We start from the raw sequence: 15,393 nt of genomic DNA, 5'->3' as shown, positions 1-15,393 counted from the left end.
GGGGCAATTTCACTGTTGCCACCAGACACGATAAGAAAAAATTTCGAACCAGATCGACACACCGGTGAACGCTTCGCTCACTGCGTCCATCTAAATCCAATGAAGTCGATCCATTTCCTCGATCAACGCTTGAGACGCTTGGTAAACATCGGAGGAAGAAAGAATCGCTGAGATCATCGCGACGCCATCTGCTCCCGCCTCAAAGAGCTCTTTCAATCTTAATCGATCCACGCCGCCGATTGCAAAGAGCGGAATCGCAGTGGAACGTCGGACCTTTCTAAAAAGGTCGATTCCCAGCGGAGGACCATACGGACGTTTAGAAGGGGTTTCATAGATCGGACCCAACACGGCAAAATCGGCCCCTTCAAATTCGGCTCTCTGAACCTCTTCCAGAGAGTGACAGGAGACGCCGATCCGCTTGCTTCCCCCCAACATCTCACGCGCCACCGCCACCGGCAGTCCCGACGAGGGAAGATGAATCCCTTCCGCATCGAGCGCAAGGCAGAGGTCGATGCGATCGTTTACAAAAAACTGCATCCGCTGTTGTTTGGCGACCGAGCGGATCTCCGAAGCAAGTTGAAGTTGAGCGCGCAGCGGGAGGTCTTTCTCCCGAAACTGAATCGCACGAATTCCCGCCCGGCCCGCTTCCCGGATCACTTGAGACAGGGGACGTCCGGATGTTTGTGTTCGATCACCGATGAGATAGATTTTGAAATCGATTGAGGGCATACCTCTTTTGAAGCCAAAACGAAACAGGTACGCCGCAACAACAAGAGGAGGAGAAAAAAATGCGCTACTCGATCATCCCTTCGACGGGACTGCTCGCCTGAGCATAGAGCTTCTTCGGAATTCTCCCCGCCAGATAGGCAAGCCGTCCGGCACGAACAGCGTAATTCATCGCTTCAGCCATCTGAATTGGATTCTCCGCACCGGCGATGGCGGTGTTCATCAGAACACCATCGCAGCCGAGCTCCATCGCAATCGCCGCATCGGAAGCGATTCCCACCCCCGCGTCGACGATGATCGGAACGGAGATCGTTTCAAGGATGATCCTAATATTATAGGGGTTCCGGATTCCCAAGCCCGATCCGATCGGGGCAGCCAACGGCATCACCACCGCCGCGCCCGCATCTTGAAGCTTCCTGGCCATGATCGGGTCATCATTTGTATAGGGAAGAACGGTGAACCCCTCTTTGACCAGAACCCGGGTTGCTTCCAGGAGCCCTTCATTGTCGGGGAAGAGTGTCTTGGGGTCTCCGATGACCTCCAACTTTACCATGTCGGAGATCCCGGCCGCACGGGCCAGCCGTGCCGTCCGGACAGCCTCGTCGGCCGTATAACAACCCGCTGTGTTGGGAAGGATCTTATAAATCTTGGGGTCGAGGTAATCGAGCAGATTTTCTTGAGCGCGGTCCAAGATATTGACGCGACGGACCGCCACGGTCACACAGTCCGCGCCGGAAGCCTCAATGGCCTTCTTGGTCTCCTCAAAAGACTTATATTTTCCGGTTCCCACAATCAAGCGGGAGCGGAATTCGATATTCCCTACGACCAAAGGGCGGTCTACCGGCATAAACTTCCTCCCCCCACGAAACCGATAATCTCAATCTGATCCCCCTCTTTCAGGGGAACGCGATTGTATTGCTGGCGATGTATTACCTGAAGATTGATCTCAACCGCAACCCGTTCGGGCTGGACGTTCAACTGAGCAAGCAGTTCTAAGATGTTTGTTTCCGCCGGAATCTCTTGCCGGACGCCGTTTACGGTCACCTGCATTCAAGCCTCTCAAGGACCGCTTTAAAGTACCTGTCAGTATAGTATAGAAAGAAAAAAGTTGTCAACGATTTATCTGACTTGACGGCTGCGCGTGAGTGCAATCTTCTCTAGCGGTCGTGTGTCAACGGGAGGGACGGGAGCCGATGAAGAATCTCATTTACCCTCTCCACCAGGGTGGAAGGGTCGAAGGGTTTGAGCAGATAGGCATCCGCGCCCGCCGCAACGGCGCCGGCACGGGCTTCCGGGTCGGATTTTGCCGTAACCATCATTACCGGAATTGAAGAAGTGGCACGGCCTTGCTTCAGTCTTCGGCAAACCTCAAGGCCGCCCATCTTGGGGAGCATCATATCGAGCAGGATCAAAGACGGTTTCTCCTCGAGCACTTTGGTGAGGACCGACTCACTGTCGAAAACGGTATCGACGTGATAGTGCTCACTCTCTAAAATGACTTTCGAGATTTGAACCGTATCAAAATGGTCATCGGCAATTAAGATCCGAATCTTAATCATCAAACAATCTCCTGAAATCTTTCGGCTGCGCTTCATTAGAACAGACGCAGACGATAAAAGATCCACTTCCTGCGGTTTGGGCACCCTCACGAATTATAAGGAATCGCTCCTCATATTGCAAGGTGACTCCGCCTTGTACGCACAATTTTGTTCTGATATACTTCGCGACGTTTTTCCTAAAGTTCCTATTAATGACCGGAGTCTACAATCTGAAGGAGGAGCACTATGTTCTGTCCCAGAATGAAGAAGCTCGGCACAGCACTCATCACCGTTCTTTCAATGGCACTCCTGATTCACGGCTGCGGCGGGGGGGGCGGCTCATCGAGCAGCTCCGGCGGTGGGACGCCCACAGCCACCACCGGCTCCAAAGCAGCCGCCACAGGAACTGCAGTGACGAATACAGCCTTGAGCATTACGAGTTTCGGCCTTTCGGGCGGCGCTCTTCCCTCCAGTATTAGTAAACCTTCCTTAAATCGTAAGTTGGGTGGGACAGCTGCGGCATGGAAGGGATTAATGAAGGCCAAATCTCTCCATGCAACGACGAATCTTACCTGCTCGAACGCCGCTCAGGGAGGCACCGGCAGCACGTCTGAAAGCTGGGTACCACCCACATTAACGACAACCACCACCGCCTCGAATTGTGTGGTTAATTTTCCTGGTCCGAATAATACGGTCTTAGGGTCCTTCACTTTTGACGGAACGATGACGGTGCAGGAAACCGATAACAATTTTCACGGTGACCCTACCGTTGATCGAACCGGGTTTAACCCCAGCAACACTGACGTCAGCACCGGTAGCAGTGGCTTCAGTTTTACACAAAAGGATGCCTCAGGAGTGATAACCTCCCAATTTGGGATTAATGGACAGATGGTGATCGCATTAAATACACCGGATAGCTTTGGAAGAAATACCGCAGGAACGGTCGATATCACAGCGATGACCCTCACGACTAAGGACGACAACGGCACACCGACTGACACTGCAGATGATCACAGTGAGGTCGTAACCGTCTCCAACCTTCATGAGACGATACTGATCGCGGCGTTCGCCAGCAACGACTCGGCCTCTCCATTATTTAACGATGCAACGGACACCACCAATACAATCGTTTCTGGAACGATTGCTGAAGATGATTTGATTGATAATACCAATGACATTTCCGTCACCTTCAATAATCTTATCATCCATGAGCAGATTACTGAGGATACCGATGGTATCATCACGGCCGACACGGTCACCATCAATGGAAAGCTCAGCTCTCCTTGTCTGGGCGGCGAGGTCACCCTTGCGACAACCACGCCGATCGATATAAATTCAGACGGTGATTGTCCAATCGGAGGGGTGATGACGGTCACCGGAGCGACCGGAACCGCAACAGTCACTTTCACCAGCACCGGGGGAGTCCATGTCGTAAACCCGGACGGAACGGCACAGGATTTTGCCAAGTGCAACGACGCGAAAGCATGTAGTTAAGCAATGCCATTCTAAATAAAAGGCCTTCCCAGCTCGGGAGGGCCTTTTATTTTCTCTGCCAAGACCTATTAAATAATATTGCAATATTCTTCGGTATAACTCTTGCTTTTTAGTATCACCCGGATGGGTTAGAGTCGCTGCCGGTCAATTTTAAATATCATAAAGAGGGTGGGTTCTCTTACATTGAGCTCACCTTCTTGCATAAAAGATGCAAATACTTGCAAGATGGGGGCATCAATGAGATCATATTGGACCAATTTTTTCACACTCATTTTTATCGGCTTACTTTTACTTGGCTGCGGCAGCGGAGGATCATCGCAGAGTAGTCCTGCTCCCAATCCACCCCCCCCAAGCAGTGACGCCACCCCTCCTCAACTTGTGACCCGCTCCCCGGCACCGGCGGAAAAAGGAGTCTCCCCGAACGCGCCGGTCCGAATCGCCTTTGATGAGCCGATTAATTCATCGAACCTGGCCGATCACGTCCGGCTGACCTTCTCCGAAGACTCAGCCGTCTCCATTGATGTCCATTGCGACACGCCCTGCCGCGAAATTACGCTGACCCCTCAGTCGCCGCTTCTATTTAATACCCCCTATATGGTCACGATTGATCAGGTCGCCGATCTTGCCGGGAATGCCCTTCCGACCCCCATCTCTTGGACCTTTACAACGACATCGGCCCCGCCTCCTGTGGGGGACACCACGCCACCGACCCTTAAATCGGTCCTTCCGGCAAACAATGCGGCCGGTGTCAATCAGGACGCACTGATCACTCTGACCTTCGATGAAGGGATCAACTCGGACAGTCTGAGCGATCAAATCTTGCTGACGTTAGATGGGGATTCGACACCGGTGGCCGGCACGATCACATGCGATTCTTCATGTATGATCGTCACCTTTTCACCCAACGTCCAACTCCGCCTTAATAGTCTTTATCATCTCAGGGTGACGGACGAAATCACCGACCTCGCCAAAAATCGGCTCACCCAGGCTTACTCAGGTCAATTCGTCACCCGCGCTACACCGCTTCCAGCATCCTCTCCTTGGATAAAAGAGATGGGCAATCGCTTTAATCAAAACCTCTTCGGTGCCGATGCCGTCTCTAATCATGCCTGGGCGGTAGGAGAACATGGACTGATCGTGACCACCTCCGATGCCGGGAGCAATTGGGCCCTCCAGGAAAGCGGCACCTCTCAATCCCTCTATGGAATTGCTTTTGTCGATGCGCAGACCGGCTTTGCCGTCGGCGGCGAGCCGTCCGGGACAAACACCTTTGCAAATGTAATTATCAAGACCGTCGACGGCGGAAAATCGTGGGGAGGAACAACCCTCTCCACCCTCCCGGGTGTTTTAAAAGCGATCCACTTCCTCGACGTGTCGAAAGGATGGGCCGTGGGGGGCGGCGGGGCCATTCTGACCACCGATGATGGCGGAAAAACATGGAAGCCGCAGCAGAGCGGGGTGGCTTCAGAGCTGACCACGGTCGACTTCGTCGACACCCAGCATGGATGGGCAACCGGTCCGGGAAAGGTCCTCCTTAAAACAGACACTGGCGGAGACCCGTGGACCCCGATTTTTACCTTTTCCTCACCGATCCGACAGATCGATTTTTTCGATAGAAACCGAGGCTGGGCGGTCGGGGATGCCGGCGCCCTGCTGGAGACGAACGACGGCGGCGCACATTGGGCGACGATCTCCGTCACCACCGTGAACCTCACCGCCCTTCGCATCACCGCCGATCTGAAAGGGTGGGCCGTCGGGGAGAAAGGAACGCTTCTTCGGTTTGATGGGGCAAACTGGACCGCCGCCGCCTCGGGAACCGCCCTCTCCCTCAGAGCGGTTGCCGCTTCGGAGGGGAGCGGCGCCTGGAGCGTCGGCGATTACGGCATCATCACCTTCACCTCATCGGACGGAAAAGCGGTGGTTCAAAACCAGACCACCACCTCCGAGCTCTATGGTCCTTTCTTTATTAATTCAAAGACCGGCTGGACGGTCGGGAGCAATGGCCGGATTTTCCGAACCGACACGGGTGGGACGACCTGGACACAGCAGGTCAAAGATTGGAAAAAAGACATCCACTGGACCCATCTTTCAAATCCGGCCCGACTCTGCAACAAAAATCCCGACGGCACTTGGGCCGAAGATCCGGCGACGGCACATTGCATCCGCACAAGCATTATCAACCTCTATGCCCTCTTCTTCCTTACGCCATTAAAAGGATGGGCGATTGGGCAGCCGAGCCTGATCCTCCACACGGAAGACGGCGGGGCGACCTGGACGGAACAAACGGTCGATGCGTATGCCGAAGATTGTTATGAGTGCCCGAAAGCAGGCATCTATCTTCGTGGAATTCAATTTATTGATGACAAGAACGGCTGGGCCGTCGGACGTTTCCGGACCGTCTACAAAACCAAAGATGGCGGAAACACGTGGCAGCTCCTCCAATTTAAGGACAATTGGAAGTTTACGACGAAAGATGGTACCTGCACCACACCCAGCGGTACCGTGCTTACTACGATGGGGGGACACCTCTTCGGCCTCTCGGTCAATCCGTCCGATAGTAATGACGTCTTCGTCGCCGGCGGCTGCTGCGAGCCATGCAATCCGGAGGCGATCATCGCGCATACAACCGATGACGGCCTCACTTGGGACATCCGAACTTCCATCGTCCATGATTCACGCGTTGAGAATCGGATCACCGATCCGGCCAAACTCCTTCCCGATACCGGACGGTTCCACACCTTCCAGATGATCGGGAACTCCGGCTGGGCGGCGGGCCGCGGCGGGGGGTTGATGCGAACCGAAAATCACGGCGTAACCTGGACCAAAGCGACGACCGGGACCAGTTTGACCCTGACCAATCTCTTCTTCATCGACCCATTGAAAGGATGGCTCGTCGGCTTTACCGGAACGCTGTTTAAAACGACCGACGGCGGGAAAAGCTGGCAGCGGCTCCCCAGCGGGACACGCAATGATCTTTTCGGGGTTTACTTTGTAGACGATCAACAGGGTTGGATCGCCGGATCGGGTGATTTGATTCTGACCACGAACGGCGGCAGCTAAGATTTACGGGTCGATTTGGAGGTCGTTCGGAAGTTCATTGATATCGTCCGCCCGTCTTGGAAAGTGCTCGGCGAGGAGTGCTCCGCAAGCGTCAATCGCCTGCGCCAGCCCCTCGACGGGCCGCCCTTCTTTCACGCCGGAGGCGATCTGTTGAACGAGCCGCTCCCAGATCTCCGGCGAAACCCGCTGATGAATCCCGGCATCGGCCAGCAGCTCAACCCGATGCTCCATGAGGGAGAGAAGGATCAGCACCCCGGTCTGGTCCCGTGTCTCGTGAAGCCGGTGGGCATAAAAACCTTCCAGCGCCCGGCGACGGACGACCCGCTCTTTCAAAGACTCCGGCACCAGCCACGACCAGAGCCGGCGGATCCGCTGGATGAGGAAGAAAGCGACCCAAAAGGCGAAGAGCTCAATCAGCAGAAGTTGCGGCGCGGTGACCGGACGCCAGATCGTCATCCAGACCACGGCGACCAAAAAGGCAAAGAAGATGGCGCCGGTCAGGGCGAATTGAATGTAGTGCCCGCTCTGATCGACCACCATCGGGACGATCTCCCCGGAGGAGCGGGCCTCCGCACGGACCACCGCCTGCCGAATCCGCTCCTTCTCCTCCGCCGTAAAAAACGCTTCAGCCTCTTTCATATTTAACCGCTCTCACCCCTTACCATCTTCCGGAAGCCCCGCCACCGCCGAAGCTTCCTCCCCCTCCTGAGAAGCCTCCTCCGGAATCTCCCCCGCCGCCCCATCCCCCGCCGGACGACCAGCCGGTACCGCGATACCCCCTCCCTCCCAATCCACTGCCCGGCCCGCCTCCCGAGCCTCGGAAGAGAACCGATAGAACAATCCCTGCGACAAAACCGATTCCGGCGGCAAGGAGGACCCTCCCGATCAAAAAGGAGCCGATGACCCCGCCGAGGATCGCCCCGACAAAGCCGGTCACATAAAAGGGAAGGTACGATAAGAATGAAGAGAAGAGGACAATGAAGATCAATCCGAGCGAGAAGAGCTCGTTGAAGTTATCGCGCGATCGGGAGGGGGTCTCGGTGGGCGGGGCGGTGAACTCCCCGGCGATCGCCTTCTCAATGGCGCCGACACCGTCTCGAATTCCCCGATCGAAATCACCTTGGCGAAAGGCCGGGACCATAATGTTTCGGATGATGATACTGCTTTGCGCGTCGGTCAACGCCCCTTCAAGGCCATAACCGACCTCGATCCGGACCGCTCGTTCCTTAGCGGCGATGAGGAGGAGGACGCCGTTGTTCCGCTTCGCTTGGCCGAGCTGCCACTCCCGTCCCACCTTGATCGAGAACGCTTCCAGCGACTCCCCTTCTAAGCTCGGAAGGGTCAACAGCGCAATTTGATTGGTCGTCTTCTCTTCGTAGGCGCGGAGCTGCGCCTCCAATGCAGCGGCCTGCTCGGGGGTGAGCAGGTGGGCCTGGTCATTGACCCGGCCTTGGAGGCGGGGAACCTCAAGGGCGGCCCAAGCCGGGAGCGTCATGGCCGCAAGCCAAAGGGGGAAGAAGATCGTCCAGAACCATCGCTGCATCTTCACCCGATTAAAACTTCACCTTGGGCGCTTCCTGAGCCCCCTTCTCCGCGCTGAAGTTCTCCCGAACCCTCAAACCCAAATATTTGGCGGTGAGATTGGTCGGGAAGGCGCGGACGGCGGTATTATATCGGCGGACCGACTGAATGTAGTCGCGCCGGGAGACGGCGATCCGATTCTCCGTCCCCTCGAGCTGCGACTGCAGGGTGAGAAAGTTCTCGTTCGATCGCAGCTCCGGATAGCGCTCGACCACGACCATCAGGCGGGAGAGCGCCCCCGAGAGCTCCCCCTGCGCCTGCTCGAACTTTTTAAAGGCCTCCGGATCTTTGGTGATCTCCGGCGAGATCTTCATCTGTCCGACCTTCGATCGCGCCTCGACCACCTGTGTGAGGACCTCCTTCTCCTGGGTGGCGAATCCCTTCACCGTCTCAACCAGGTTTGGAATGAGGTCGAATCGACGCTGATACTGGTTCTGCACCTCCGACCAGGCGGCGTTTACCTCCTCATCCATCCCCTGGAGCGTATTGTAACCGCACCCGGCGAGGGCAAAAAGGCAGAGCAAAAACATTCCTTTAAAATAATTTATTTTTCTCAATGGTATCGAGCCCCCCTCCGGCGCTATTTTCCGCATAGGGGGTGATTATAACACACGTGGAGAGTGAGAGAAATGGCCGCCTCCGCGGCTATCGAAGCGCCTCGATCAGCTTCTCTCGCGCCTCGATCAGCCGCTCGGGCCGGTGGCTCCAGTGATAGACATTGAGCGGCGTTCGATCGTCCTCCTTTAACAGCGGCAAGACCTCCGACTCGATCCAGGCCCTCCCCTTCTTCGCCTCGGCCAGCTTGAGATATTCGTAATCTTCCATCCCCTCGCGGATCAGCTTCAAACGGATCGACTCGATCGGGATATGTTTCGTTCCGCCGACATAGTCGGGCCGCCCCGGATAAAAGAGAACGCCGTCCCCCTGGCCGCCGAAATAATAGACCTGCTCGAACGGGTTCCGGTCGGCGCTTTTCGACTCCTTGCCATCCGATCCCTTCACCACCTTATATGAGTAAGGATATTGGAAGACCGTCTCATAGTAGAGCTCTCCCGATGTATTGTAGAGATAGGTCAGCCACTCGAAAATCCGGGTGGAGACGGACGGAAGGTCGACCATGACCGTCGGCCATCCTTTCTCCGATCCATCGCCGCAGCCGTGCGATCCGCAGGCGTGGTACCACCAGAGCTCTTTTCCTTGGCCGATGAAGCCGGCGTCATAGGTCGTCCGGAAATTTCGATTGTAGGTGTCCGAGGTCGGCTTGCCGTCCATCCGGGTGATCCCGACGGTCCAGATGTCGATGTACTTTTCGACCCCCTTGGTTTGGAAAAGCCGGTCGAAGCAGGTCTCCGCCGCCTGGCGATCGGTTGTCACCATTAATTTTAAGCCGGGGGCGTTCTTGTGAAGAAATTCGGCGCGCCGTTTGATCTTGTCCCAGTCGGTGTCGGGACGCTCCTTCACCTCTTCCACGTTCCAACACTCCCGCCGCTTCGTTGTCCGCTGGTATAAAAACTTCGGCTCGTCCCAAGTGTAGTCAAAGAGCCGATCAAGCCATCCTTGTCGGGAAAAGTATTGGACATACGCTTTATAATAATCGGCATTGAGTTTTTCGGGGTTGTACCGGTCGGGGTCTTTGAAGCCGTAGCCGTCGCGCAGCCGAACCGAGGTGACTCGGGCTCCCTTGAGCTTGCCGCCGGGAAGGGAGTTGATCCCATTCAAAAACTCCGGGTATTTCTCAGGGCAGGTCGTCTTTCCCTCCGGAAAGACCCACTTCATCTCCCCCCGATTCTTGTCCCATCGCGGAGGGGGCCAGACGGTGCTCTCGTTGGTCAGCCGATGGAGCAGCAGCGCTTTTGTATAGAGGCAGACCAGCTCACTGGTTCGTTCATCGCTGACAAATCCCCGGATGTTCGCGCGGGGATCGTCCCAATCATGTCCCCTTCCAATCTCCGTGATCCCGACCGCATAGGCGGTCCGAAGCGACGGGCTCGAGGGGAGACGGAAAGGGAGGACGGTGAGATGAATCGGGATGACCGCCCCCTTCTTTTCGCCGAGGGTCACCGTCGCCGTCCCGGCGTAGACGCCGGGCGGGGCATCGGGCGGGACATAGAGATCGACCCAGACCCCCTGTTTTCTCCCCCGCGGGATGTCGAAGGGAAAGGCTGGACGCCCCTCGCCCGGAATCGATCGACGCTCGCCGAAATATTCATCGACCTTCGGGATCAGCGCATCGGGCCATGCCCCGCGTTGCGCCTCGGTGGTACTCGGCTTCTCGATCTCGATGTAATGCTCCCGGTAGACCATGATCGGCCCCGGCAGCTTGGCGGGGATGCGATAGCCCTCTTTCTCACCTTCTCTGACCAGATCACTGATCGTCACATCAACCTGGCGCAAATCCTGCTCCGAAGCGGCAATGAAGATCTGGAACGGTTCGAATTCGTTCTGCGCCGCTGAAATCCGAACCCCCCCCTTCAGGCACTTCTCCTCTTGGCAAAGGTCGGCCTGCTTCGGGACCGGATCTCCCTCCTCCCCGCCGTTGGCCGCGCGCAACTTGACCATTCCGCTCTCCCACCAGATTGCCTGGCCGAATGCGGAAGAGGAGAAAAATAAAAAGAGCCATGTCAGCCACCCCACCTTTTTATAACTCATTCAGACCTCCCCTGGCGTCCGTTCTCAGATGAATCCTTCGTCTATGATAGAGAGTTTCTAAAACGGGTGTCAAATAGGGCGCGGGTGAGATGCAGATCGTCCTTGATTCGTTCTCGATCGATTCAATAGAATAAACGAATTAATAACTAATATGGGGGGGGTCACCGATGGATATGAAACAGGTCCTTCAGGTTCTCAATCAAGCCTTACAGATCGAATATGCTTCAACCATTCAATATCTCCAGCATAGCTTTTTGGTTCAGGGGATCGATCGGAAGATGTATGCCGATTTCTTTCGAGACCGGAGCCGGAACGCGTTTAATCAGGCAAGAGAGATCGGCGAGCATATCGTCACCCTCGGCGGGGTGCCGAGCGTCGAGGGTTATCCGATTAAACAGAGCGCCGAGCTAAAAGAGATGCTGCAGTTTGATCTGGAGTTGGAACGGTCGGGACTTCAGATTTATCAGGAAGGGGTTGAAGCGGCGGGGAATCATTCCCCTCTTAAATTTTTCTTCGAGACGCAAGCTTATCAAACCTATCAAGACATCGGCGAAATCGAGAAGCTGCTTGAGCGGAAAAGGCTCTTTCTAAGCGAAGGAGAGGTTCAACTCAAGAAAGCGAGAATCGCCTGACCGATCGGGCGACTCGGAAAGAAGCGTTATTGGTTGGCGACCTTTCGGAGATTTTCCCCCTGGAAATAAGCGTCAAAACCTTCTCTGGCCGCCTGGGAAGCTTTGATCTTCCATTTGGAGTGGTTGATGAGCATGACGGCGACAACAATCTCAGGGTCTTCGAGCGGCGCCATCCCGACAAACCAGCTGTATTTGCCGGGGGGATCTTCTCCGGTGAGGGAGCCGGTCTTCCCGCCGATCGTAATACCCCGGAGGGTGGCGCCACGCCGCTTGAGTCGGAAGGCTTTTCGTGAGGTTCCTTTAATAACCGTCATCGCCATCATCTCCCGAAGCGACTGCGCCGTCTCCGCGGAGATGACCGTGGAGAAAATCTTCGGCTGGCACTCATACAGCTTCGTTCCATTGGCATCGGAGAGTTGATCAATCATGCAGGGGGACATCATGATGCCGTCGTTTGCGATGGCGGAGCCGATCATCGCCCCATGAAGCGGGGAGAGGCCGACCTCGCCGAATCCGGCGGCCGTGCGGGCCAATCCGCGCTCGCTGTTTTCAATCTCCATCCGGCTGACCTGCATCGGCAGTTCAAAGGGGATGGCACGATTAAATTGGAACCGCTCTGCATAACTCTGAAGGGTCGGCACATCCAGCCAGCGAAGAGCGATTTTGGCAAAGGCGACATTGCACGATTTCGCCAAGGCATCGGCAATGGTGATCTTTAACTTATCGCGCTTCGGGTTATCGATCCAATTTCGCGGCCCCATCCGGTAGAGCCCGCCATGATAGGTAATTTCGGTCTCGGGATTCGCTTTTTTCTCTTCGATCGCCGCGGAGGCGGTCACCAGCTTGAAGATCGACGCGGCCGGATAAGTCGCTCGGAGTGCAAGGTGCTCGGCGCGGGGATTGTCGGCAGAATATTCGACCGATGCCAAAACCCGGCCGGTGTTCGGATCCATCGCAACAAAGACCCCATAGGGGACTCCATAACGTTTGAAGTAATTTTCCATCGCCTGCTGAAGTGCTGCATCATAGGTATAAACGGCGGTCACCCCATTTGGAAAACGGGAGACGTACTTGCCGCGCTCGGTGTGGTCGAGCGGAGGAAGAGCGCCTTTGATTCGAACACCCTCCTCAACCAGGGCAAAGGGGGTGTTCTGGAGGGGATCTTCAAAAAAACCTCCCAATCCCCCTCCCTCTAGAAAAAGCAAACTCACGAGGCCGAATACAATCAGCCCCGCCACCCATACGCCACGACCACCCGCTGCTCTCACCGCCACTCCACCCTCAATTTTTCCAGCTTCAGATTTAAAAGCGCCGTATCGACTTCCTTAAACCAAATCCACTTCTCTCTAGATTTCTCCCCGCGGACCATTTCCAGTCGGGATTTTGGAAAATCAAATAAATCGGCTAAAAAACGAAGGCAGGCCGCATTGGCGGCCCCTTCCGCAGGGACTGCCCTTAATTTTAGCCGAAGCATCCCCCCGATGCAACTTTCCACACCATCCCGGGATGCGTTCGGTGAAACACGCAGGTGAAGGAGGGAGCCCGACTTATAGGGCCGGACCGGAGATTCCATTTTCAGACGTAATTGGAATTAAAGAGCGCTCCACCGGTCCGCCCCGTGAAAAAGAGGCCGGTCCGGAGAGCTTGACCACCTTTACTTTCGGTAAGGCCCGGTTTCTTCTTCGCAAGTTCTGGAGATATCCTCGGACGACGTCGCGAATGTTCTCCATGACCTCCGCTTCACTTCGTCCGAGCGTCCGGCATCCCGGCAACGCAGGGACATCGGCGATGAAACAGTCGTTCTCCTGAGTAATATAGACGTAGTAACTCATCTCTCCTCCTGATCGATGTGCAGGTGGATGATCCCTCTTCCGTCCACTTCATAAAATATTCCTGGATACCGAACCCACCGCTCTCAGACAGACGGCTCTCCTTCCTTATCGGCCGCCTTCTCTTCTTCCCACTGCAATGTTTTTTCAAGATTTTGCATCAAGGAACGGACCTTCTCAACAAAAAAGTCGCGCTGCTGCCGAAGGCGGAGGATCTCCCCGTGAAGTTGCGTGCCCTCTTTGACCGCCGATCGGCTGATCTCCTCGGCGCGCAGCTCTGCTTGGCGGATGATCAATTCCCCTTCTTTTTGTGCGCTCCGTTTCATCTCCTCGATCGCCTTCTGCGCCATGAGCAATGTAGTGGTAAGCGCCCCCTCCGCTTTCTTCAGCTCCGCAATCTGTCCCCCTTGCTCTTCCACCCGTTCCCGAAGATCGGCATTTTCCTTCAAGACCTCTTCAATCTCGGTGGCAAGGCTCTCTAAAAACGCATTGACCTCCCCGGTGGCATAGCCGCGGAAGCCGACGGAGAAGGTCAACTGGCGAATATCGATCGGTGTATATTTCATCGTGCACCCTCCTTGGGGCGGGGACTTCTTTCCCGGCCCCACCTTCGTTACCGAAGGCGGATTGCAAGTTCGTAAAGCGAGCTGACCAAAAACTGCCTTAAAAAAACGATCAAGAGGATGACGAGCATCGGCGAGAGGTCAATGCCGATATTATAGGTTCCCATCATCCGTCGAATCGGGTAGAGAACCGGCTCGGTGATTTTATAAAGGAACTGAACGATTGGATTGTATGGATCAGGGTTGACCCAAGAGAGGAGCGCCCGGATAATAATGACCCACATATAGAAGTTAAGCAGTGTGTCCACGACCGTGGCCAGCGCAGAAACAAAATTTGCCGCAATGAACATCGCCTCTCCTTACCCGCTCTACCCAACTGCTCTGTTTTCACCGCCCGTCGCAGAAGATAATATACCATGTCATGACGAAATTTGGCACTTTATCCCGTATTTTTCGGGTTATTCTTACTTACTTCTTCCCAATTCCTCCGAACGCCGCGTTGCCGCCTCGACCGCCGAGATGAAGGCCGACCGGATCTTCCCCTCTTCGAGTTTATGGAGACCCGCGATCGTCGTCCCGCCTGGGGAGGCGACGAAATCTTTCAGCCGCGCCGGATGCTCTCCGGTCTGCAGCGCCATCTGGGCCGCCCCCAGAACGGTCTGCGTTGCCAGCGAGAGCGCCACTTCACGGGAGAGCCCGCTCTTCACCCCGCCATCCGCCATCGCTTCGATCATCACGAAGACAAAAGCCGGGCCGCTTCCCGAGAGGCCGGTCACCGCATCGAGGTAACGCTCTTCCAACAGCCAACTCTTTCCGATCGAGTTGAAGATTTGAAGGACCAGATCGAGCGTCTCCTGCGCCACCCCTTTGCCGGGCGAGAGGACCGTCGCCCCCGCCTGAACCAACGCCGGCGCATTCGGCATCGCCCGGATGATCTTCGCTTCTCTCTCCAGACTCGCCGCCAGCCGTGAGAGGGGAATGCCGGCGGCCACCGAGACGAGCAACTTTTCTTTCAACTCCGATTTGATCTCGGCCAACACGCTGTCGACGACGGTCGGTTTAACCCCCAGGACGACGAGGTCCCCTTCGCGCACCGCCTCTCGGTTGTTTCGTGTCGTCCGGATCCCATATTTTTGGTGGATTAATTTAAGCCGCGCCTCCGAAACATCCGAGGCGAGCAGATCCCCCGCCTTAAAGAGTCCGGCGGCGAGCACCCCCTTCATGATTGCCTCGGCCATGTTCCCCGACCCGAGAAAGGAAAGCCGCGTCGGAAGTTTAGTGGATTGTTTTTTCATTTCAGTCCATCAGCATTCAAAATGCA

General features: G+C 55.7%; 17 protein-coding genes. 3 read left to right on the top strand and 14 right to left on the bottom strand.

Annotation, left to right across the window (positions count from 1 at the left end):
* Nucleotides 1-90 precede the first annotated feature (90 nt).
* The 4 genes from thiE to HY282_01070 form a co-directional block, all read right to left on the bottom strand.
* The gene (thiE, locus tag HY282_01085; protein MBI3802343.1) at nucleotides 91-729 is read right to left on the bottom strand and encodes a thiamine phosphate synthase; all 639 of its coding nucleotides are present in this window, start codon (nucleotides 727-729) and stop codon (nucleotides 91-93) included.
* A 64-nt stretch (nucleotides 730-793) separates the two neighbouring features.
* Nucleotides 794-1,573, bottom strand: coding sequence for a thiazole synthase (locus tag HY282_01080; GenBank protein MBI3802342.1), 780 nt, complete (start codon nucleotides 1,571-1,573; stop codon nucleotides 794-796).
* Entirely contained in the window at nucleotides 1,564-1,776 is a 213-nt protein-coding gene (thiS, locus tag HY282_01075) for a sulfur carrier protein ThiS (protein MBI3802341.1), read from the bottom strand. Before thiS ends, HY282_01080 begins: the two co-directional genes overlap by 10 nt.
* Nucleotides 1,777-1,883: 107 nt before the next feature.
* Nucleotides 1,884-2,285: a response regulator gene (locus HY282_01070; GenBank protein MBI3802340.1), complete on the bottom strand. Its 402-nt coding sequence runs from the start codon at nucleotides 2,283-2,285 to the stop codon at nucleotides 1,884-1,886.
* Nucleotides 2,286-2,510: 225 nt separating this feature from the next.
* Here HY282_01070 and HY282_01065 point away from each other — a divergent pair, with 225 nt between their 5' ends.
* Nucleotides 2,511-3,758 (top strand): hypothetical protein, encoded by a 1,248-nt coding sequence (locus tag HY282_01065; protein ID MBI3802339.1) that lies wholly within the window; start codon nucleotides 2,511-2,513, stop codon nucleotides 3,756-3,758.
* Nucleotides 3,759-3,995: 237 nt separating this feature from the next.
* Nucleotides 3,996-6,818 carry an Ig-like domain-containing protein gene (locus tag HY282_01060; protein MBI3802338.1) on the top strand — a complete coding sequence of 941 codons (2,823 nt, stop codon included), beginning with the start codon at nucleotides 3,996-3,998 and terminating at the stop codon, nucleotides 6,816-6,818.
* A gap of 3 nt (nucleotides 6,819-6,821) precedes the next feature.
* On the opposite strand, the gene HY282_01055 is transcribed toward HY282_01060, so the two are convergent.
* The 4 genes from HY282_01055 to HY282_01040 form a co-directional block, all read right to left on the bottom strand.
* A complete protein-coding gene (locus tag HY282_01055; GenBank protein ID MBI3802337.1) occupies nucleotides 6,822-7,457 on the bottom strand; it encodes a TPM domain-containing protein in 636 nt (211 codons plus the stop codon).
* 19 nt (nucleotides 7,458-7,476) lie between these two features.
* Nucleotides 7,477-8,313 carry a TPM domain-containing protein gene (locus HY282_01050; GenBank protein ID MBI3802336.1) on the bottom strand — a complete coding sequence of 279 codons (837 nt, stop codon included), beginning with the start codon at nucleotides 8,311-8,313 and terminating at the stop codon, nucleotides 7,477-7,479.
* A 58-nt stretch (nucleotides 8,314-8,371) separates the two neighbouring features.
* Nucleotides 8,372-8,929, bottom strand: coding sequence for a LemA family protein (locus HY282_01045; protein MBI3802335.1), 558 nt, complete (start codon nucleotides 8,927-8,929; stop codon nucleotides 8,372-8,374).
* A 115-nt stretch (nucleotides 8,930-9,044) separates the two neighbouring features.
* On the bottom strand, nucleotides 9,045-11,048 hold the full coding sequence (locus HY282_01040) for a DUF4091 domain-containing protein (protein ID MBI3802334.1): 2,004 nt from the start codon (nucleotides 11,046-11,048) through the stop codon (nucleotides 9,045-9,047).
* Between the two features lie 167 nt (nucleotides 11,049-11,215).
* On the opposite strand from HY282_01040, the gene HY282_01035 reads away from it, so the two are divergent.
* Nucleotides 11,216-11,680, top strand: coding sequence for a ferritin-like domain-containing protein (locus HY282_01035; protein ID MBI3802333.1), 465 nt, complete (start codon nucleotides 11,216-11,218; stop codon nucleotides 11,678-11,680).
* Between the two features lie 26 nt (nucleotides 11,681-11,706).
* Here the strand turns inward: HY282_01035 and HY282_01030 are convergent, their stop codons facing one another.
* From HY282_01030 to proC, 6 genes are all read right to left on the bottom strand, one after another.
* On the bottom strand, nucleotides 11,707-12,948 hold the full coding sequence (locus HY282_01030) for a penicillin-binding protein (protein MBI3802332.1): 1,242 nt from the start codon (nucleotides 12,946-12,948) through the stop codon (nucleotides 11,707-11,709).
* Nucleotides 12,945-13,253: a DUF167 domain-containing protein gene (locus HY282_01025; GenBank protein ID MBI3802331.1), complete on the bottom strand. Its 309-nt coding sequence runs from the start codon at nucleotides 13,251-13,253 to the stop codon at nucleotides 12,945-12,947. The genes HY282_01030 and HY282_01025 overlap by 4 nt, the downstream gene beginning before the upstream one ends.
* Complete coding sequence (locus tag HY282_01020) at nucleotides 13,228-13,512, bottom strand: type II toxin-antitoxin system HicB family antitoxin (protein ID MBI3802330.1); 285 nt, start codon at nucleotides 13,510-13,512, stop codon at nucleotides 13,228-13,230. Before HY282_01020 ends, HY282_01025 begins: the two co-directional genes overlap by 26 nt.
* A gap of 83 nt (nucleotides 13,513-13,595) precedes the next feature.
* Nucleotides 13,596-14,075, bottom strand: coding sequence for a DivIVA domain-containing protein (locus tag HY282_01015; GenBank protein MBI3802329.1), 480 nt, complete (start codon nucleotides 14,073-14,075; stop codon nucleotides 13,596-13,598).
* A gap of 47 nt (nucleotides 14,076-14,122) precedes the next feature.
* Entirely contained in the window at nucleotides 14,123-14,422 is a 300-nt protein-coding gene (locus HY282_01010) for a YggT family protein (GenBank protein ID MBI3802328.1), read from the bottom strand.
* Nucleotides 14,423-14,536: 114 nt separating this feature from the next.
* Nucleotides 14,537-15,367 carry a pyrroline-5-carboxylate reductase gene (gene proC, locus HY282_01005; protein ID MBI3802327.1) on the bottom strand — a complete coding sequence of 277 codons (831 nt, stop codon included), beginning with the start codon at nucleotides 15,365-15,367 and terminating at the stop codon, nucleotides 14,537-14,539.
* Nucleotides 15,368-15,393: the final 26 nt, after the last annotated feature.

The sequence above is a fragment of the Candidatus Manganitrophaceae bacterium genome (assembly GCA_016200325.1).
GTDB lineage: Bacteria > Nitrospirota > Nitrospiria > SBBL01 > Manganitrophaceae > Manganitrophus.
Note: the sequence above shows the minus strand (reverse complement) of the source record. Positions and strands in the feature narration are given on the sequence as shown.